Annotated in this window: 19 protein-coding genes; 8 read left to right on the forward strand and 11 right to left on the reverse strand. The window is 41.3% G+C overall.

Translation table 11 applies throughout. From position 1 onward, the window contains the following. Positions 1-5 precede the first annotated feature (5 nt). The gene (locus RM347_RS20620) at positions 6-1,319 is read right to left on the reverse strand and encodes an ABC transporter ATP-binding protein (RefSeq protein ID WP_322720198.1); all 1,314 of its coding nucleotides are present in this window, start codon (positions 1,317-1,319) and stop codon (positions 6-8) included. A gap of 179 nt (positions 1,320-1,498) precedes the next feature. Between RM347_RS20620 and RM347_RS20625 the strand changes: the two genes are divergently transcribed. The 4 genes from RM347_RS20625 (at position 1,499) to RM347_RS20640 (ending at position 4,427) form a co-directional block, all read left to right on the forward strand. Then, positions 1,499-2,755 carry an FAD-dependent oxidoreductase gene (locus RM347_RS20625; protein WP_322720199.1) on the forward strand — a complete coding sequence of 419 codons (1,257 nt, stop codon included), beginning with the start codon at positions 1,499-1,501 and terminating at the stop codon, positions 2,753-2,755. 30 nt (positions 2,756-2,785) lie between these two features. Then, positions 2,786-2,929, forward strand: coding sequence for a hypothetical protein (locus tag RM347_RS20630; RefSeq protein WP_322720200.1), 144 nt, complete (start codon positions 2,786-2,788; stop codon positions 2,927-2,929). A 122-nt stretch (positions 2,930-3,051) separates the two neighbouring features. After that, on the forward strand, positions 3,052-3,732 hold the full coding sequence (locus RM347_RS20635) for a single-stranded DNA-binding protein (RefSeq protein ID WP_322720201.1): 681 nt from the start codon (positions 3,052-3,054) through the stop codon (positions 3,730-3,732). Positions 3,733-4,028: 296 nt separating this feature from the next. Continuing rightward, complete coding sequence (locus RM347_RS20640) at positions 4,029-4,427, forward strand: HNH endonuclease signature motif containing protein (RefSeq protein WP_322720202.1); 399 nt, start codon at positions 4,029-4,031, stop codon at positions 4,425-4,427. Positions 4,428-4,743: 316 nt separating this feature from the next. On the opposite strand, the gene RM347_RS20645 is transcribed toward RM347_RS20640, so the two are convergent. After that, positions 4,744-5,538, reverse strand: a complete 795-nt coding sequence (locus RM347_RS20645) for a hypothetical protein (protein WP_322720203.1) — start codon at positions 5,536-5,538, stop codon at positions 4,744-4,746. Between the two features lie 490 nt (positions 5,539-6,028). Between RM347_RS20645 and RM347_RS20650 the strand changes: the two genes are divergently transcribed. Together RM347_RS20650 and RM347_RS20655 are read left to right on the forward strand one after the other, a co-directional pair. Further along, positions 6,029-6,196 (forward strand): hypothetical protein, encoded by a 168-nt coding sequence (locus RM347_RS20650; RefSeq protein WP_322720204.1) that lies wholly within the window; start codon positions 6,029-6,031, stop codon positions 6,194-6,196. Positions 6,197-6,406: 210 nt separating this feature from the next. After that, on the forward strand, positions 6,407-8,293 hold the full coding sequence (locus RM347_RS20655; RefSeq protein WP_322720205.1) for an ABC transporter ATP-binding protein: 1,887 nt from the start codon (positions 6,407-6,409) through the stop codon (positions 8,291-8,293). A 65-nt stretch (positions 8,294-8,358) separates the two neighbouring features. Here the strand turns inward: RM347_RS20655 and ureG are convergent, their stop codons facing one another. The 3 genes from ureG to ureE all read right to left on the reverse strand — a co-directional run bounded on the left by ureG (position 8,359) and on the right by ureE (position 10,200). Beyond that, the gene (gene ureG / locus RM347_RS20660) at positions 8,359-8,955 is read right to left on the reverse strand and encodes an urease accessory protein UreG (RefSeq protein ID WP_100901384.1); all 597 of its coding nucleotides are present in this window, start codon (positions 8,953-8,955) and stop codon (positions 8,359-8,361) included. Positions 8,956-9,086: 131 nt separating this feature from the next. Beyond that, on the reverse strand, positions 9,087-9,779 hold the full coding sequence (locus RM347_RS20665; RefSeq protein WP_322720206.1) for an urease accessory protein UreF: 693 nt from the start codon (positions 9,777-9,779) through the stop codon (positions 9,087-9,089). Then, positions 9,754-10,200 carry an urease accessory protein UreE gene (gene ureE / locus RM347_RS20670; RefSeq protein ID WP_322720207.1) on the reverse strand — a complete coding sequence of 149 codons (447 nt, stop codon included), beginning with the start codon at positions 10,198-10,200 and terminating at the stop codon, positions 9,754-9,756. Before ureE ends, RM347_RS20665 begins: the two co-directional genes overlap by 26 nt. 120 nt (positions 10,201-10,320) lie before the next feature. On the opposite strand from ureE, the gene RM347_RS20675 reads away from it, so the two are divergent. Then, the gene (locus tag RM347_RS20675) at positions 10,321-10,890 is read left to right on the forward strand and encodes a Uma2 family endonuclease (protein WP_322720208.1); all 570 of its coding nucleotides are present in this window, start codon (positions 10,321-10,323) and stop codon (positions 10,888-10,890) included. Between the two features lie 27 nt (positions 10,891-10,917). Here the strand turns inward: RM347_RS20675 and RM347_RS20680 are convergent, their stop codons facing one another. The 6 genes from RM347_RS20680 to RM347_RS20705 all read right to left on the reverse strand — a co-directional run bounded on the left by RM347_RS20680 (position 10,918) and on the right by RM347_RS20705 (position 15,347). Further along, positions 10,918-11,304, reverse strand: coding sequence for a hypothetical protein (locus tag RM347_RS20680; RefSeq protein WP_322720209.1), 387 nt, complete (start codon positions 11,302-11,304; stop codon positions 10,918-10,920). A gap of 205 nt (positions 11,305-11,509) precedes the next feature. After that, complete coding sequence (locus RM347_RS20685) at positions 11,510-11,890, reverse strand: DUF1304 domain-containing protein (RefSeq protein ID WP_322720210.1); 381 nt, start codon at positions 11,888-11,890, stop codon at positions 11,510-11,512. 75 nt (positions 11,891-11,965) lie between these two features. After that, complete coding sequence (locus RM347_RS20690) at positions 11,966-12,235, reverse strand: hypothetical protein (protein ID WP_322720211.1); 270 nt, start codon at positions 12,233-12,235, stop codon at positions 11,966-11,968. A gap of 262 nt (positions 12,236-12,497) precedes the next feature. Further along, positions 12,498-13,322: a hypothetical protein gene (locus RM347_RS20695; protein WP_322720212.1), complete on the reverse strand. Its 825-nt coding sequence runs from the start codon at positions 13,320-13,322 to the stop codon at positions 12,498-12,500. Positions 13,323-13,609: 287 nt separating this feature from the next. Continuing rightward, entirely contained in the window at positions 13,610-14,569 is a 960-nt protein-coding gene (locus RM347_RS20700; protein WP_322720213.1) for a glycoside hydrolase family 25 protein, read from the reverse strand. Between the two features lie 37 nt (positions 14,570-14,606). Next, positions 14,607-15,347, reverse strand: coding sequence for a D-Ala-D-Ala carboxypeptidase family metallohydrolase (locus tag RM347_RS20705; RefSeq protein WP_322720214.1), 741 nt, complete (start codon positions 15,345-15,347; stop codon positions 14,607-14,609). A 235-nt stretch (positions 15,348-15,582) separates the two neighbouring features. Here RM347_RS20705 and RM347_RS20710 point away from each other — a divergent pair, with 235 nt between their 5' ends. Next, entirely contained in the window at positions 15,583-19,128 is a 3,546-nt protein-coding gene (locus RM347_RS20710) for an NB-ARC domain-containing protein (RefSeq protein ID WP_322720215.1), read from the forward strand. Positions 19,129-19,168 lie beyond the last annotated feature (40 nt).

Genomic DNA, 19,168 nt, shown 5'->3' on the forward strand with positions numbered 1-19,168 from the left:
AATTTCTAGGGAAATATCGCTAACTCAGTTTCCGGGTCAAAAAAGTGAATCTTCTCTAGATTTAGCGATAACCATAGTTGCTCACCAGGTTGTACAAATCGGTCTGGTGGTATTCGCACTTGTAGGGAATTGGCTGTACTGGCAGGTTGAGATCCCAGTTCGGCAATTTTAACAGCGAGAAAGGAATCGTTGCCGAGATTCTCTACCAAATCTACTTGCACTGGTAGATTTTTGGTTGCAGGCATACTCAAATTCAAATGTTCTGGGCGAATGCCTAAAATTAGAGTTTTCCCATCATATTTTTGTAAAGCTTTTCCCCAAACTTCTGGAAGGGTGAAACGCAACTGGGAATGAGTAATCAACTGTGGGGCATGAAATTCTACAGGAATAAAATTCATCGGTGGTGAACCAATGAACTCTGCTACAAAAAGATTGGCAGGACGATTGTAAAGTTCTAGGGGAGAAGCGACTTGCTGAATTTTACCCTCAGACATAATCGCAATGCGATCGCCCATTGTCATCGCTTCTGTTTGGTCATGGGTAACGTAAATTGTTGTTGTCCCCAATTGGCGCTGCAATTTGACAATTTGAGCGCGGGTTTCCGCCCGCAGTTTGGCATCTAAGTTAGAAAGCGGTTCATCCATTAAAAACACTTGGGGGTCACGCGCGATCGCTCGTCCCAGTGCAACTCGTTGCCTTTGTCCCCCAGATAGCTGTTTAGGTAAGCGATTCAGCAATGTTTCCATTTGCAACAGTTGGGCAACACTACGCACCTGCTCATCCACCGCCCGTTCTTTGTCAGAAATGTAGCGCAATCCTTTAGGTAACTTTCTTGTCGCACCCACAAAGAGATTTTCTGCCCACGTCCGAAGATAAGGAGATGAGGAAGTAATTTTTTCTCCTGCTTCTCCTGCTTTCCCAGAACGGCGACGTAACCCAAAAGCGATGTTGTCATACACCGTCATGTGGGGATAGAGGGCGTAATTTTGAAACACCATTGCGATGTCGCGTTCTTTGGGTGGTAGGTCATTGATCAAGCGATCGCCTATCCAGATATTGCCTCCAGTCATCACTTCCAAACCAGCGATTAATCGCAACAGAGTGCTTTTACCACAACCAGAAGGGCCCACCAGCACCATAAATTCGCCATCTGCGATCGTCAGGTTAATCCGCCGCAAGACGTTGACACTTCCCGCACGCTCTTGCGCTGCATCATTTTTCTCGCCAGGCGTGAGGGGAGATTGGGTTTGTGAGTTCACACTTTCCCCTTTACGTGGGGAAAAACTTTTATAAACGTTTTCTAAAACAACTTGGGACACAACTGTTAATTATTGTCATTGGGCATGGGGCATTGGGCATGGGGCATTGGGCATTGGACAAATGACAGTTTAGCGCCAATCATAATACACGTTCTATGTAAATACGAAAAGTTAAAAAAACAGCTTGCACCATCAAAAGCAAACTACCCTGAATTTTAGGGCTGTTAAGAGGTGTTGTTATGACTACCGATGTACCTCAAAATCTTTCCCAAGACCCAAGCGTTAATCCTATCCATGACATTGTAGACGTACAAACCACAGATTGTTGCATTGTGGGTGGGGGGCCAGCAGGAGCAGTATTGGCGCTGTTGTTAGCGCGTCAAGGCATTTCTGTGATGCTGCTGGAAGCACATAAAGACTTCGATCGCGACTTTCGCGGCGATACGATTCATCCATCAGTGATGGAAATTATGGAGGAATTGGGATTAAGCGATCGCTTGCTAGAACTTCCCCATACCAAAATGCGCCAAATTAGGATTCAAACTCCTCAAGATACTGTCACATTCGCAGATTTTAGTCATCTGAAAACCCATTATCCCTACATTACAATGCTTCCCCAGGTAAAATTCCTGGAGTTCATCACCCAAGAAGCACAAAAATATGCTAGTTTCCATCTGGTGATGGGTGCGAATGTGCAGGAATTAATTTCCGAAAATAACGTGATTCAAGGTGTCCGCTATCGAGGAGGCGGTGGTTGGCATGAAATCCGGGCAATACTGACAGTTGGTGCAGACGGTCGCCACTCACGTTTACGCCACCTGGGTGAGTTTGAGTCAATCGAAACCTCACCGCCAATGGATGTCCTTTGGTTTCGCCTACCGCGTCAGCCAGAAGACGCGGAAGGGGGAATGGGGCGCTTTGGTCAAGGTAATATCATTGCCATGCTTGACCGTGGTGATGAGTGGCAACTTGCTTATGTCATCCCTAAAGGAGGCTATCAACAACTGCGGGCTGAGGGTTTGGAGGAATTAAAAAAATCTGTTGTCGAAGTAGTGCCAGAATTCCAGCAACGCATTCAAAATTTACATGATTGGTCACAAATAGCTTTTCTCTCAGTCGAGTCCAGCCGTGTCAAACGTTGGTATCATCCGGGACTGTTACTCATCGGTGATGCCGCTCATATAATGTCTCCGGTTGGTGGAGTTGGCATTAACTACGCGATTCAGGATGCTGTAGTCGCGGCGAATGTACTTAGCAAACCGCTCAAAAACGGGCAAGTACAACTTAGCGACCTAGCAAAAGTACAGCGTCAACGCGAATTGCCCACACGCATCATTCAGGCGTTTCAAACTTTTATCCAAAAGCGGGTATTTGCCCCGGTTCTCACCTCAAATCGCACCTTTGTACCACCTGCATTTTTGCGCTTACCTATCTTGCGCGACCTTCCAGGCAGGTTGATTGCCTTGGGTGTTTTTCCAGTTCACGTCAAGACTTAATTTTTGCCAATAATTTTTTCTATTTAATCAATGGATGGTACAATTATACTACTCGATGCAGAATTCAATGCTCAATTTAGTCAGGCGAGGGTGGCGAGCAGCATACTCAATGCTGTTCAAAGCGATCGCTTGGCTTTTATGCTAGAAATGACTAAAAACGTAGAGTTGATGTAGGAAATTTATTCAGGCATTATTAAAAAATGCAAACAATTAAACATATCTAGATATTAATTGGCACTACATAGAAAAACCCTCTCTTTTTGAATCAGTACTTTTTGCAGTCAGGAGTAATTTTAATGAACAACTGCGTTTTGATGGCGGAAATTATTAACGAGCCGCAACTCCGCTATACAGCGGATAATTTGGGAGTCACGGAAATGCTGGTGCAGTTTCCCAATTCCCAGAAACCAGAAGATCCGCCAGCCACCCTGAAAGTTGTCGGCTGGGGGAATTTAGCAACAGAAATTCAGCAAAACTACCACCAAGGCGATCGTGTCATCCTGGTAGGACGTTTAAGTATGAGTACTGTTGAGCGTCAAGAAGGTTTTAAAGAAAAACGTGCTGAATTGACAGTGCAACAAATTCAATCTGTTGGAGGTAGTTTTAATACCGATCCATTGCCATCAGAAACCGTAACTCCATCATTTACTGAAACTGCTCCCCGACAAGCATCTTCAGCATCTCGTCCTGAACAGAAAGACGTTCCCAGTTACGAGTCACCACGTCCAGCGCCTACCCCAGCTAAAAATCCTGTTGCTGTTACTCCCCAAGCGAAAACTTACGAACCCGTACCCCAACCCACAAATTATGAGCGAACCACTTATCCAGCAGTAAAAGCGGAAGAACCAGATCCAGATGATATTCCCTTCGTGCGCTCCGTTGATTCCAGAACTGCTTCATCTGGCTTGCTTGATTTCTACGAAATCGAAAGCCAATGCCCGCAGGTAGGAATCAGTCATAACTTCAAGTTTATTTAGCTTGAGTTTGACTAACTTGTTTGCGGTGTGAGTGTAATTCTCACCACCTTGGTATCAGGTTGATACATAGCCCAGTTTAGGAGAATTGGCATCCCTCCTAAATCGGTGCATGGGCTAAAAGCTGGTAACTTAAAACCGCATTAGGAACCCCAGCGAGTATAGATAGATATGGTTACGAGAGAAACCTGTGTCTGAACTGTCGTTATGTCGAAGTAGCCAAAAGCGGTTGATAGGCTGCAACCAAAAGGTGATGGATTAAGCGGAAATACTTCCGCGCTCATGGCAAATTTATATGGATGTTTAAGTCCGAAGATGGTTGGTTTTTACAACCTCACGGAATGTATAAAATTAAGCGTCATACCAAGGTCAAAGGCATAAAATCACCTTTTGATGGTGACAGAGCTTATTGGAGTAGTAGAGCAGGCAAACATCCACTATTACCGGAGAAACTTTCAAAGTTAATGAAGGTACAAAGCGGTAAATATAGCCACTGCGGTTTAAGCTTCATCGCGAATGAAATTATGGAACTTCATCACTTGGATGGAAATCACAAAAATAACAAACCTGAGAACTTAACGCTAGTACATGGACACTGCCACGACCGTATCCACCGAACAGGTATGCTTGTCAAACATCAAGAAATTGAGGAGCCGAATGAAAGCGAAAGATTCATGTTCGGTTCTGAAGACCAGTAATCACGGTGACGGGATTACTGAGTTCATCTAAAGTTGGTAGTTGAGCGTGTATTCAGTTTGCTCACATACTTAGGAAAAAGCATTACGATTAGACAATTTCTACAAATAGCCATCCTAAAGGATGTGCTATTTTTTTGTCTGCGTTGACTTTGCGTTTTGTCGTGAGACATCGCTTACCTACTCTTATTTCATCAATTCTCCATCTCAGCAAGCATAATAAATTGTGTCTTTTCGTAGCAAGATTTCTGAATTTATATAAGAAGCAATAGCTTAGTAAAGATATTATTTAGAATTTAAATCTATGAATATAGTGCCTTTATTTAGTAAATTTAGGAATATCAACAGGTAGCCCAACACGCATAAAAAATCGTGCAAATGATTGGGAAAGATGTTCTCTATAAGGTGGCAGTAATCTAACTCTACTTTCTTTTTTGGAAACAAAATCTCTTAAAATCTCAGCTTTTATGCTATACGTTCTTTTTAAATCAACTAACATAAATTCATAATTATGCTCTCCTAAATCACAACAGTTCAATACGTGAAAGCCTAAATGTTTCCCTAGCCTTGCATTCTCCCATTCACTTTGTTTACTATAAGTTCCATGTTGCTTAAGTTCATTTTTAAAATAAATTGGACAGAGAAGAACGTAATCTATTTTGCTGCGACCGTCTGAACGAACAGCTAGATCACATGATTGTGTCATTACAATTAGATTTTGAAAGTTGATTTTAATTGATGTACTAGCCTTATCTATACCATCTAAATAATTAGTTGGTATATCAAAAATAGGACATTCAAGTAAAATATCCCCTTGTTCTAAATCTGCTCCACTAACAATACAATACCAAGGATAACTACTTATATCAATCGAATAATTTACATTTAGAACAAAGTTTATTTGCGAAATAAATATCTGGCTATACCCATGTTTTGATGTAAATATCATCCTTGGTAAATCAGGATTAATATCATCTGGAATGCCAATAATTTGAGGCTGACTATATAAATCTTCAAGTTTATTTTCAAAATCAAAAGCACTTCTCCGAATAGATGGTTTTCTAGGGAATATAACAGTAAAGCTATTTTGTAAGTATTTTGGTTTTTGAAACACTTTGTACTCCTTCTTGTGATTTAATTAGCAATATAATAATTTTAAGCTCAGATTTGTGTACAGTAACTAATGAATAAAATTTTTAAATAAAAAGATCAGCTAGTTTTTATAACAATAACGAAATTGATTTTACTATTTTTTCAATAAACTGTTGCCAATAACCAATATTTTTGTTGATTACATAGAAATATTGAATTATTAATTATATGAAACTTAACGTAATACAATACATTATTATATTATTCCTAGTATACAAGAATTTGCATTGTTACACAAATAAAATAATTTTTATATCAGATTTGTGCTGTTGAATGATCTGTTCTTTCTTTCACAGACAACCTCCCGAAATTCATCTGTTGGCTTGCTTTCACCGGAATCGCAGCAAGATAAATGATAAATCGGCTTACAGCAACTGACTTTTCACTCTAGAAAAAAAGTTTGACTGTTTAATCTGCGACAGCACATTTGGATTGAGCATTCTATTTGGTCTGTGGATGGACTGTTAATTGTTGGTTTGACACCTATTGGACGAGCAACTGTCACTGTATTAACATTAAATCGGGAACGGGTTATCAATATTCGTGCAGCTGATAAAGAAATTGGTCGCCATCCACCAATGGACGATCCGATTCAAAGAAAAATTGATACAAAGGAGTAGGGATAGTATCCTCGCAACATTTTTGTGAGGATACCAAAAGCCGATCGCAATTTGCAGAGATCGCGGGCAGTTCTATATCGCAAATACGTGTATATTGTGGAAATATGTGAAAAACTGGCAAGGAGTGTAAAAATCAAATTTACTCACATATACATCAAATCTATTGTTAAAATCCAGATAATTTTAAGTTAAAATTCCTACCCAACTCCTATGAGAGAAACTGTCCTAGAGGTTCGCAATCTCCAAGTTGAATTTCCCAGTGATGGCAGTAGCGTCAGAGCTTTGGATGGTATTTCCTTTGGCTTGCATCGAGGTGAGACTCTAGGAATAGTAGGAGAATCGGGGAGTGGGAAATCGGTGACAGCCCTAGCTGTGATGGGTTTGTTGCAAACTCCCGGCATAGTGACTGGCGGTGAAATCTGGTTTCGTCCTCAGGAGAATGCCAACCCCATCGATTTGGTAAAATTGCCTCCTGAGCAAATGCAGCTACACCGGGGTGGCGACATTGCCATGATTTTTCAAGAACCGATGAGTTCGCTCAATCCGGTTTATAACATCGGGTTTCAGCTAACAGAAGCGATTATGCGGCATCAAAATGTGTCAGCAGCCCAAGCACGACAAATTGCGATCGCAGGTTTGCAAGAGGTAAAGCTTCTACCTAGCGATGAGGAAATACAACAGCAGTATATCGAAACTTGGCATCAAACCAACGCCAATTTATCTAAACCAGATGGGCCAAAGTTGGCACAGTTGGTTAAAGAACACAAAGAAGCCATGCTGGAACGCTATCCCCATGAACTTTCTGGGGGTCAGTTGCAACGGGTGATGATTGCAATGGCAATTTCTTGCAACCCATTAATCTTAATTGCCGATGAACCAACTACAGCTTTGGATGTGACGGTGCAAGCGACTATTTTGGACTTGTTGCGAGAATTGCAGCAAAGCCGTGATATGGCAATGATTTTCATCACCCACGACTTGGGGCTAATTTCAGAAATTGCTGACCAAGTAGCGGTGATGTATAAAGGTAAGGTTGTCGAATCTGGTACTTCTGAGCAAATTTTCAGCACTCCCCAGCATCCATATACTAAAGGTTTAATAGCTTGTCGCCCCACACTCAACCGCCGTCCCCAAAAATTACTTACCGTTTCTGACTACATGAGTGCAGAAGAGACACCAACAGGACAAGTTGTCATTCAGCCGAAAGAACCTGCACAACCCACAGAAGTCACCACCGAAGAGATTGCTGCAAGATTGGCAAACTTCAATGAGAAGGAACCCTTGCTGCAAATCCGCAACCTGAAAGTTGGTTTTCCAGTGCGCGGGGTGTTTGGTGATACAAAACGCTACAATATGGCAGTTAATGGCGTTTCTTTTGATGTCAAACCAGGAGAAACATTAGGTTTAGTGGGAGAATCTGGTTGCGGTAAAACCACCCTTGGCAGAACCTTGCTGCGCTTAATTGAACCGATGAGTGGTCAGATTATCTTTGAGAAACAAGATATTACTAGCCTTAAAGGAGAACGGTTGCAAAAACTGCGGCGGGAAATGCAAATAGTCTTCCAAAATCCTTTTAGTTCCCTCGATCCACGGATGAGGATTGGGGACGCGGTGATGGAACCGTTGTTAATTCACGCCGTTGGTAAGACAAAGCAACAACGACGGCAACGGGTAGCCGAACTCTTAGAACGGGTGGGGTTGAGTGCAGATGCGATGAACCGCTATCCTCATCAGTTTTCTGGCGGTCAACGCCAACGGATTTGCATAGCTCGTTCTTTGGCGTTAAACCCTAAATTTATCATTTGCGATGAATCAGTTTCAGCACTGGATGTTTCAGTACAGGCGCAGGTATTAAATCTTCTCAAAGAATTACAGTCAGATTTTCAGCTTACTTATATCTTTATTTCTCACGATTTAAGTGTGGTGAAATTTATGAGCGATCGCATTTTAGTCATGAATCGCGGTCAAATTGTTGAAGAAGGCACAGCCGAAAGCATTTACCAAGAACCCAAAGAGGAATACACGCAAAAATTAATTGCTGCGATTCCTACAGGTAGTGCTGAACGGGTGCGAAGTCGTCATCTGAAGGCTTTGTAAAAAGGGCAGTTAGAAACCGCGTCTACACGAGACTTTACCCACCTCCGTGGGTTATAAAATTCTTTTTAACAGATATTTGTGCAAACAAAGTTAATTACATCTGCAAGTCCTGACTGAGTTTTTAAATTAGTAAAAATAAAAGGTTTATCACCGCGCATTTTTTTGGCATCTCGTTCCATCACACTTAAATCTGCACCAACGTAGGGTGCTAGATCAGTTTTGTTAATCACCAACAAATCAGACTTGGTAATGCCGGGGCCACCTTTGCGGGGAATTTTATCGCCAGCCGCAACATCGATGACGTAAATCGTTAAATCCACCAGTTCGGGACTAAAGGTAGCAGCTAAATTATCGCCGCCACTTTCTAAAAATACTAAATCCAAATCGATAAAACGTTCTTCTAACTGTTCAATCGCCGCCAAATTCATCGAAGCATCTTCGCGGATAGCAGTATGAGGACAACCGCCAGTCTCTACACCCAAAATGCGATCGCTAGCCAACGCCTGAGAACGTACTAAAAACTGAGCATCCTCCTGAGTATAAATATCATTGGTCACCACGGCAATCTGATACTGCTCACGCAATCCTTTACACAAAGCATCCACCAAAGCCGTCTTCCCCGAACCCACTGGACCAGCAACTCCCACTCGAAATGCATTCATAACTCCTAACTCCTGTACAGACGCGATTAATGAGCCAGCGCGTTGCGGGGGTTCCCACGCCACTTCCTTCAAGTCGGCAAAGCCGCCCAACGGAGTGGCTCCCCGTTGTAGCGACTGGCGTCGCGTCTCTCCTAACTCCTAAACAACCTTGTATACTGCGTTTCATGCTGCATACTCGCCAGCGACAAACCCCAACTACAACAGGCGAGTTCATCATCCTCCAACGCGAGAATTTCTAATGCCGCAGCACTGAGTAATGGTTGCAAATCTAGCAATAACTGCTGTCCTGCTGTTTGTCCAAGGGGGATAAGTTTCACGCCAGCAGTAATCAAATTACTTGCCCAACTGTGCAGATATCCGAGTAATGCCGCTTTGATACTGATTTGCCAATGGGCAATGGCAATACCAAAAGCGATCGCATAATTGCAAGGATTACCCACAGCATTGGCAATAGGTATAATCTGCGGTTCTAGTTTACCAAGTAATTGGATGAGCGATCGCCCCATCTGCCAACTAGAGGCGCGTAATTCTTCTGTTTCTCTAGCAGCGGATAACCAGAGATTCCAACGGCATAGCGACTCAACATCACTCATTTTTGCAGCTTGCTGCGATCGTACCATCACCGCTGCCTCTAACCGAATTGCCCCGCAGAGCAACTCTGCTTTTAACCAATGTTTGAGATGTACAGCGTTGGCGATAATACCATTTTCTACGAGCGTTTCTAAGCCTTCAGAATAACTATATGCTCCCACAGGCAAAGCGGGGCTAGCCAGTTGCAAAATACTCAAAAGATGGCTGTCAGTGAGCATGATGGTGTTGTCCATAAGCTCCCAATTCTGGCTGAAACGGTAAAATTTCCTCTTTAACTTCTAACCCCAGTTGTTCCAACATTGAGCGTAAAACAGAATCTGAAGACAAACGTAAATAAGTCGGGGTAATTTCTACAGGTACATGGCGATTTCCCAGATGGTATGCCGCCCGTAATAATAAAAGTGATGTTTGGGCAAAGGCAGTCAGTACTAGTTCTGGTTTAGCAGTAATTCTGATTAAACTGCTATGGGTTTCTTCTTGCAGAATATCACCATCGTGTAAGACAGTTCCTCTGGGTAAATGTAAAAACACAACTTTACCATCTTCCGTTTCAAAGCGATGACGACTGCGAGTGCGTTCTTCTGCTGTTAGCGCCAGAGTAAAAGTGACTGCGGCATTGTCATTAGGTGATTTAAGTTGGGTAAAAGTCAGCATACAGAGTTTCGCCTGAACTTCCGCTTTTCATTATGGTTCTAATTTAAACCCCATAGTTGCCTTGCCCGAAGAAAAGATAAAATTAAACAGACAAAGGCAACGAGTCAAACAGGGACAATCATGAACCAAGCCGTTGAGGGAGTACGCTGGACAATTCACGATTTAGAAGTTCTACCCGAAAATGAGTGGACGCGCTATGAAATTATTAATGGAGAACTCTTTGTGACTCGCACTCCTCATCGCCGTCATCAACAAGTTTGTGTTAAGATTGCTCGACAACTCGATGTTTGGTCAGATTTGAGTGGTTTAGGGGAAACAATTGTCGCTCCAGGCGTGATTTTTTCGCAAGCAGATAGCGTTATACCGGATGTAGTTTGGGTAAGTCGAGAACGACTGGCGCAAATTGAAGATGAAGCGGGACATTTGACAGGCGCACCAGAGTTAGTAGTAGAGGTTTTATCCCCTGGGAAACAAAACGAACTTCGAGACAAAGAAGCAAAACTGAAACTTTATTCAGTTCAAGGCGTGCGTGAGTATTGGATTGTCGATCGCTTTACTAAACAAGTTGAAGTTTATCGGCGGGAAAAAGCACAGTTGGTTTTAGTTGCTACTTTGTTAGGCGATGATGAAATCACATCGCCACTTTTACCAGGATTTGGTTGTTCTATCAGTTTATTTTTTCCTGAATGACTAGGTTGTATAGGTTTAGATTCGATATCATTGTTGTGAATCTGATGAATCTCGTATCTTAATTTCTACGTCTCCTATCATCGATTCTGCTTCTGCGAAAGCTTTTGCTAAATCATCAATAGAACTCTTTCCGGCACTGAATCTTATTGTTTCAACTTTTAAATGTCTTTGAGCTTGACGAAATCCGTTACCCTTTCGTCCAACACCTGTGGTATTGATGATTCCAATAGAAGCTGCGCTAATTGCAGCAAAAACTTTTGTCCTAAATGTTCCAAGTTCTTGAACAAAGGTAGCGACTATCAAGGATGAGAGTATAGAAGTTACTCCTAAACTTATGTAAATGGAGTGTAATATCACTGCATCTTGATGCCATCTTTTAATTTGCTTCTGAATTTCTTCTGGTATTTCTTGCATTATGAAAATTAACCTATTAATTTTGGTAATACGTGCACTTTAACTTCAAGTAAAACCAAGTATAAATTATAAACTAACTTACACTTTTTTTATTTAATAACATACAGTAATGTAAGATTGGCTATGCACACCAAAACCTGGATATGGTAGATCAAGCCAACTTTACGTGTATTTCAAGACTCAAATAGGAGTTCCATAATATCTTTTAAAAATGAGGATACCACAGTAAGAATAAAGCCAATATTGCAGGTATTGATTGGATTAAAAATGCTGTTGGGCGTTTCAAAGTAATACTACCAAAAATCCCTGCGATCGCTACACAAATTAAAAAGAAAATCACAATCGATGAAGGCTCAATTTGTGGAACCTTTTGTGAGATAAATAATCCCCAGATTAAGCCAGCAGCAAGAAATCCGTTGTATAACCCTTGATTTTTAGCAAGAATTTCAGAAATTTCCTTTGGACTGAAATCTCCGACTATTGTTTTTTGAACAAAATCTGTATTCCAGAAAAGCATCTGCACAACTAGAAAAAGGATATGTATGAATGCAATAATTCCTATGAGGATTTTGACAAATGTTTCCACAATTAATGCCCTCCTAAAATTTAATTTTTAACTCACTATACTAGTAAATGCCACCTAGTTATCTTGAAGATATAATTATTGAATTTCAACTTTTGCAGATTCAATACTCAGTTGACGATACTGAGATGAAAGATTTTTTAATTCTTCCATATTTTCTACATATTGAGCATCTATCAACAAGTTACTAGCTTGGGCTTGTAGTAGGCGATAACTTCCAGCTTTTTGTTTGACTGGAAAGGCATTCCCAATGGCTTGAATAGTTACGATTACTGCTCCTAAAATACTAGTAGTGACTTTTTTATTTTGCTCATCTATTTGATTTAAAGAAGCCAAAATAGTAATCATTAAAGTGAGGACGATAGTGGTAATTGTTAAACTTGCATCCTAACTTCCATTGATTCGCCTGAGTCTGCTAGTATCTTTAGTTAGTTTCTCAATGTCATTATACAAATTTTTTCTTTGGTCTTGAAAGTCTTGCATTTCAGCCTTCTCCCATATATGAAAGCACTTTGCTTATTTATAAAAATAAAGTTAAAAATTTAACTCAATATTTCATCAATAAGCGTTGTTTAATTGGTTGATTTGAGACTCTATTGAAAATATAGCTTTATGAATGACAAGATGATTTTACTTCGTCTAATTTATAAATGTAAGCCGTCTTTGTATCGGAGTCTAAATCTACCCAATACGTTAGTATTTTTTGCAATATCTGGAATACATCATAAGCCCTTTGAGCCACTTTTCGGCTATAAATTTCGTTTACATCCCCATACTTAAAGCTGAACTCAACTGCTACTGGCTTCTCTGGATCGTGATTGTTGTCATACCAAATAATCAAAGCACATTTAGAGTCTAGCTTGGGTTGATTTCTAATCTGGAATTTCGCTCCTTTAATTACTATCTCACGGATAGTAACTCCTATCGTTCTTATCTCATCCTCTCCTTTTAAAAGACTCACTTTCTCTGTCAAATCTGGATATAATTGTGCAGCATCTTGTATTTGATTCAGTTTCTTGTCTGTAGAGATTATTTGCGTATCTGAGAAGCTATATAATACTTCAAAAGGAGTTTTAATATCTTCCTCAAATTTTGCTTCTCCTCTATTCATATTGCGATCTTGAGAAATATAGCGGTCTCGATTGCGAAACTTTAGAGTAACTTCCCTCCGATCAGTATTAATATCGAGTCTCTCACGAAAAATGTAATCATTTTTGTACAAAATATACTCAGTAGTATCATAAAATCTGATAATTCTTTGGTCTGCAATCTCCTCTAAATCGCCATTGACCTCACTAACAATATTATTAATAGCTTGTGAAAAGGCGTGCCAAAAATTTTTGGCAGCTTGTAATAGTTCTTGCTCACTACCAGTAAACAAGTTCTTTTTAAGCAGAACCTTATATTCTCTAGAAACAACTTTTTCGCTCATCATTCCTCCAATCTTTAAATCGTTTGTGAAAATCTCTATTTCTTATCTCTCCGTGTTCTCTTCGTCTGGAGTGGTTGGATTAAAATTTAATTAAATTGGCTTGGAGTAAGGAGCTACAGCACTACTTTAAGGGCTGGAGCCGCTTACTACAAACCTTTAATTATTCACGCCCACTTACTTAGAAGTGTTCTTTTATTTCTCACTTGTTGCCACCATCATGGTAGAAAATACCTCCCAGATTTCCTCATCAGATATTTGTTTACTCTCCTCACAATCAAATGTGGAAATATCTAAGTGGTAATTATTGTTGAAGGTACAAGTGCTAGCAGTTCACCAAGGGAACCATTGAATAGATTGCTATCTTCATCGGGCGCTGGGATACCTGGAACTTCTGTTCTATCGCTATATTGCCAGAAAGCCCAGGTTTTCCACTCCTTTGGAATCAATGGTTTTGGGTTGTTTAGTCTTGGGTTTGTTGGATAATGAGCCACCCATAGCGGATAACTAGAGAAGTCTTTGACACCAGGCATGAACTCATCCCAAAAACCAAAACTGGTGTAGATAATCGGCTTACGATTAATCTCAGTTTCGACTATGTCAATCCATGTGCGGACTCGCTTAACTCGCTCATTTTTACTCACAGATTCCCATTCACGTCGCACTGAGTCCGGGAAATGCTCTAAATCTAAAGCAGGGGGCAAATCCTCTGGTTGAATTGGCTCAACGCTGGCAACATAATTAAGAAAGTTACGGGCTTGCTCTTTAGGATCTACAGAAGGTCTGAAAAAGTGATAAGCACCACGAATAATCCCTGATCCTTGGATTTGCCGCCAGTTTTTAGGAAAGGTATCAGCTTTCCATGTCCTTCCCTCAGTTGCTTTGGCAAACGCAAAAGTGAAACCTGCACTTCTAACTTGAGGCCAGTTCACGAATCCATCGTGATCGGAAACATCAATTCCCCGCTCGAAGCCTTTGGGATTAACACTCGCAACGATCGCAATCTCGGTACTATCAACTCGATTACCATCTTTGTCAAGTCCTACGATTCTAATCTTCCGTAGTCCTGGCTTGTTAAATCCAGGATAATTCACAATCCAATCCCCTGATTTAACATCATCGCCACCAAGGTGATATTGTTCGGCAAAAAGTTCTACTTTGACAACTTCGCCTTCTGCTTGGCCTTTGAAAGTGACGGGTGTTTTCCAAAGAATTTCTGAGTTATTAATGGGGCTTGTGATAGTTATAGACATGGCAAAACTCCTTTATGATTTACTCGAATATTGAGGTTTAAATTTGAACGCGAGTATAGACAGTTCCTCCACCACTAGAAGTAGCTCTCAGAACCTCCTTGCGATTTCTTGGATCAGCACTAAGATGAATCCACCTCGGATTATCTAAACTGCCAAATTCCAAAATAATTTGGTCGAACTCACTATTGTCATTCACCCATATTGCAAGTTCTTTTGTTCCTACATTTACTGGAACGACATCAGCAGCAAAGCCTTGACGATGGGCACTTTTTCTAGCACCTCCTACTGCTCTGTTAAGTTCTGCTGAACGAAAACCAGAGTTAATTTTTAATGGACCCAAGGCATCCCGTGCAGGTTGTAAGATTTGCTGGCACAGTCTTTTTAAGTTTTGGATTTCTCCTGGTGTTGGTGTGTTATCAGCTCTCACTAAATCGGCTGTCGGAGATATGACAAATTCCCAAAGTTTAAAATCGGTACTCAAGTTCATGTCTAAATCAACTTTTGTTAGTCCATCTAAAAACAACCAATTATCGTCACTAGCAATAAGCTGATTATTCGCATCAAATCCCTTGGCAACAATCCGCCGAGTGCCACCACTGTTAAAATCATAAGAGAGTGACCATTTGCCATTAGTTGCTGAAGTTTTACCTAATAGCCAACGGTCATCAGCCCATAATTCTACTTGAACAATATTCGTACTTGCAGTACCTTCAAAAAGGATTGCATCTTCCAGTTCTAACTCTGCATCTTTTTGAGGTTTATCGATTGTAATTCCCATTAAATACCTCTTATTAATTCTAAATAAAGTGTTAATTGTAATATCACTATGGTTGAATTCCAAACAGACGTTAGCAACTTTTGCTTTGCCTTAACTTAATCAAAACAGAAACCCGATCGCTTTGCCGGTGAGAAAAAGTATGTTTCTAATGTAAAGAATTGTAAAGTTTGCCATAATCTTTCCGGTAAGAACAGAAAGGTTAAATACTTAAACGATACATGGATCTTGTTGAGCGATGACGGCAGAAGAGGCACTCAAAATAGTCGATGCTCTTTTACGCTCTACTCTGTTGGAGCAGGGACTAAATGATGTTCGATCTGTAGTCTTTCTCGAAAGTTGGATCGGACGCACTTATGCGGAAATTGCAGAGAAGCTAGGTTATGATTACGACTATGTTAAACAGGTAGGCTCGCAATTGTGGCGATCGCTTTCCCAAGTCATTGGTGAAGAAGTCTCTAAAAAAAATATCCAAGCCGTTCTGCATCGCCATCAGCAATCCCAAAGCAGTACGCAAGATTGGGGAGAAGCGATCGATGTTTCCCGATTTTACGGTCGCCAAGCAGAACTGCAAACTTTAGCAACATGGATTGGCAATGAATATTGTCGTTTCGCCGGGATTTTTGGACTCGGTGGAATTGGCAAAACTACTCTCTCGGTGAAACTTGCGGGGCAAATTCAATGCCAGTTTGAATATGTGATTTGGCGTAGTTTACAGCAAGCACTGCCACTAAATGCCTTAATCAGTGAAATTTTGTCGATTTTAATGGGTTCAGAGGCAACAATAAATACTTCAATTAGTATTTTGATGCAACAGTTGCAGCAAAAACGTTGTTTGTTAGTTCTTGATAACGTCGAGTCAATTTTACAAAGTGGAAACCGGGGGGGACAATACCAACAAGGGTTTGAAGCATACCAACAGCTATTTGAGCGGATCTGCGATGAAGTCCACCAAAGTTGTCTGATTGTCACCGGACGAGAAAAACCAGGTGGAATTGCTGTGCGCGAAGGAAAAAATTTACCTGTGCGATCGCTCTGTTTGTCAGGACTCTCAGCAATCGAAGGTCAGCAAATACTGATTGCCAAAGGGTTAGATGCAGCACCTCAACATCAAACCCTGGTCAATTATTTTGGTGGTAACCCTCTCGCCTTGAAAATTGCCGCAACAGCTATTCAAGATATATTTTGTGGTGACACACAAGCATTCTTGGCACAAGGCAGTACCGTTTTTAGCGATTTGTGGGACTTATTAAAGCAGCAATTCGAGCGTTTATCGCTTCTGCAACAGCAGATTATGTACTGGCTAGCGATTAACCGAGAAGGGGTAACGCCAGCAAAGTTGCAAACCGAAATATTGCCGCAAGTATCTTGGCGAGAACTCTTGGAAGCCTTGGAATCACTCAAGGGGCGCTCTCTGGTGGAAACAGGAGCCACAGGGTTAACGCAACAACCCGTAATTATGGAATATGTGACGGAACAATTTATCCAAACTATTGAGTGGGAGATTACTACAGGCGAACTTAACTTATTCAGAACTCATGCCTTAATTGAAGCCCAAACTCAAGACTATGTGCGCGAAGCACAAATTCAATTTATTCTGCACCCCTTAGTGGAACGACTTTTAACTAACTTTGACACACAAAGCCAACTTGAGGAGCACCTTTGCCAAATTTTAGCCCAATTGCGACACCAAACAGCAGTGCAAACAGGCTATGCAGGGGGCAATCTGCTGAATTTATTCTCTCACTTGCAAACCGATCTGAGTGGCTTTGATTTTTCTCATCTGGCTATTCGCCAAGCTTACTTAGCCAACGCGACATTGCACAACACTAATTTTACTGGCGTCAATATTAGTGAAACCGTCTTCGCCGAAACTTTTGGCGGTGTACTCGGTGTCGCTTTTAGTCCAGATGGAGAGTATTTAGCCACTAGTGATACCAAAGGCGAAATTCAAATTTGGGATAGTGGCACTGGCAAACAACTAATTCGTTGTCGGGGACACCAACATTGGACATGGGCTGTAACTTTTAGTCCAGACGGACGGTATCTGGCCAGCGCTGCTGATGATTATCTAGTGAAGTTATGGCATGTGGAAACTGGGCAATGTCTGCATACATACAAAGGACATACATACTCAGTTAATGCCGTTGCTTTTAGTCCTGAAGGTAATATCCTCGCGAGTTGTGGCCAAGATTCAACTATTCGTTTGTGGCAGGTTGCATCAGAAAAGCTTAACCGAGAAGTTCAGACTTTAGTTGGTCATGAAGGTCGAATTTGGGCGATCGCTTTTCACCCTAATGGTAAAATTCTTGCCAGTTGTGGAGAAGATTATACAATTCGTTTGTGGGATGTTGCTACCGGAAATTGTCTTTGCGTCTGGCAAGCACACGATCGCTGGGTGCGATCGCTAGCATTTAGTCCAGATGGTCAATTACTTGCAAGCAGCAGCTATGACAACACCATCAAACTTTGGGATGTAAAAACCCAAGAATGTCTTCAGACCTTACGCGGACATCGACAGACAGTAACAGCGATCGCATTTAGTCCAACTGGTGAACAGTTAGCTAGCAGCAGTTTTGACCGCACAGTAAAATTATGGGATGTCGTCACCGGAAATTGCCTGAAAACTTTTCTCGGTCATACCAGCCGAGTTTGGATGGTTGCTTATCATCCTAATGAGCAACAATTGGTTAGTGGTGGCGATGACCACGCCACCAAACTATGGAATATTCAAATAGGACGCTGCACGAAAACATTCAAAGGACATACCAATAGTGTATTATCCCTGGCTCTAAGTCCAGATGGTGATTATCTGGCAAGTGGACACGAAGACCAAACAATTAAGCTATGGGACATCAAAAACGGTACTCTAATGCAAACATTACGGGAGCATACCAACCGCGTGTGGTCTGTGGCGTTTCAACCTAATAGCCAGAATTCTTTACTCGCTAGTAGCAGTGCAGACCATAGCATCAAATTATGGGACTGGAAGTTAGGAACCTGTTTACAAACATTACACGGTCATACTAGTTGGGTTTGGACAGTTGTTTATAGTCCAGATGGCAAACAGTTAGCCAGTAGCAGCTATGACCAAACCGTGAAACTTTGGGATATTACCACAGGTGAATGCTTGAAAACCTTCCAAGGACATACTAGTTCAGTTGTTTCAGTCGCCTTTAGTCCAGATGGTCAACTGCTTGCCAGTAGTGAGTTTGACGGGATGATTAAGCTGTGGGACGTTGACACAGGAGAATGCTGGCAAACTTTAACAGGACACACCAACAGCGTGTGGTCAGTTACCTTTAGTCCTAACGGACAATGGTTACTAAGTACGAGCTTTGACCAAACCCTCAAACTATGGTTAGTTTCCACAGGAGAATGTCTCCAAACTTTTATAGGACACGAAGGCCCCGTTATGGTGGCGCAATTTAGTCCAGATGCTCAGTTTATTGTTAGTGGTAGTTTAGATCGCAATCTGAAACTTTGGCATATCTCTACAGGAGAATGCTATCAAACTTTGGTAGGTCACTCAGAGCTTGTTTATAGTTTAGTGCTAGCCTCTGTCCCAATTGGAGATGCAACTTCTGCCAGACTGACTGCTTTCAGCGGTAGCTTAGACGAAACTCTCAAAGTCTGGGATTTACAAACTGGTAAATGTGAGCAAACTTGGAGAGCGCCTCGACCCTACGAAGGTATGAAGTTTGAAGAAATTCAAGGGTTAACAGAAGCTCAATTAGCAACTTTGCAGGCATTAGGTGCTGCTTCTTATACCAATTCTCTATGAAGTTGCACTTAATAACGAGGTGATGATATAATCTCATCCA

Origin of the sequence: Nostoc sp. ChiQUE02 (assembly GCF_034531305.2) — a bacterium.
GTDB lineage: Bacteria > Cyanobacteriota > Cyanobacteriia > Cyanobacteriales > Nostocaceae > Nostoc.

Coding starts and splice junctions, on each gene's coding strand:
- RM347_RS20625 (WP_322720199.1), top strand. CDS start 1,499: ATGACTACCGATGTACCTCAAAATCTTTCCCAAGACCCAAGCGTTAAT.
- RM347_RS20630 (WP_322720200.1), top strand. CDS start 2,786: ATGGATGGTACAATTATACTACTCGATGCAGAATTCAATGCTCAATTT.
- RM347_RS20635 (WP_322720201.1), top strand. CDS start 3,052: ATGAACAACTGCGTTTTGATGGCGGAAATTATTAACGAGCCGCAACTC.
- RM347_RS20640 (WP_322720202.1), top strand. CDS start 4,029: ATGTTTAAGTCCGAAGATGGTTGGTTTTTACAACCTCACGGAATGTAT.
- RM347_RS20655 (WP_322720205.1), top strand. CDS start 6,407: ATGAGAGAAACTGTCCTAGAGGTTCGCAATCTCCAAGTTGAATTTCCC.
- ureG (WP_100901384.1), bottom strand. CDS start 8,955: ATGAATGCATTTCGAGTGGGAGTTGCTGGTCCAGTGGGTTCGGGGAAG.
- RM347_RS20665 (WP_322720206.1), bottom strand. CDS start 9,779: ATGGACAACACCATCATGCTCACTGACAGCCATCTTTTGAGTATTTTG.
- ureE (WP_322720207.1), bottom strand. CDS start 10,200: ATGCTGACTTTTACCCAACTTAAATCACCTAATGACAATGCCGCAGTC.
- RM347_RS20675 (WP_322720208.1), top strand. CDS start 10,321: ATGAACCAAGCCGTTGAGGGAGTACGCTGGACAATTCACGATTTAGAA.
- RM347_RS20680 (WP_322720209.1), bottom strand. CDS start 11,304: ATGCAAGAAATACCAGAAGAAATTCAGAAGCAAATTAAAAGATGGCAT.
- RM347_RS20690 (WP_322720211.1), bottom strand. CDS start 12,235: ATGATTACTATTTTGGCTTCTTTAAATCAAATAGATGAGCAAAATAAA.
- RM347_RS20695 (WP_322720212.1), bottom strand. CDS start 13,322: ATGATGAGCGAAAAAGTTGTTTCTAGAGAATATAAGGTTCTGCTTAAA.
- RM347_RS20700 (WP_322720213.1), bottom strand. CDS start 14,569: ATGTCTATAACTATCACAAGCCCCATTAATAACTCAGAAATTCTTTGG.
- RM347_RS20705 (WP_322720214.1), bottom strand. CDS start 15,347: ATGGGAATTACAATCGATAAACCTCAAAAAGATGCAGAGTTAGAACTG.
- RM347_RS20710 (WP_322720215.1), top strand. CDS start 15,583: ATGACGGCAGAAGAGGCACTCAAAATAGTCGATGCTCTTTTACGCTCT.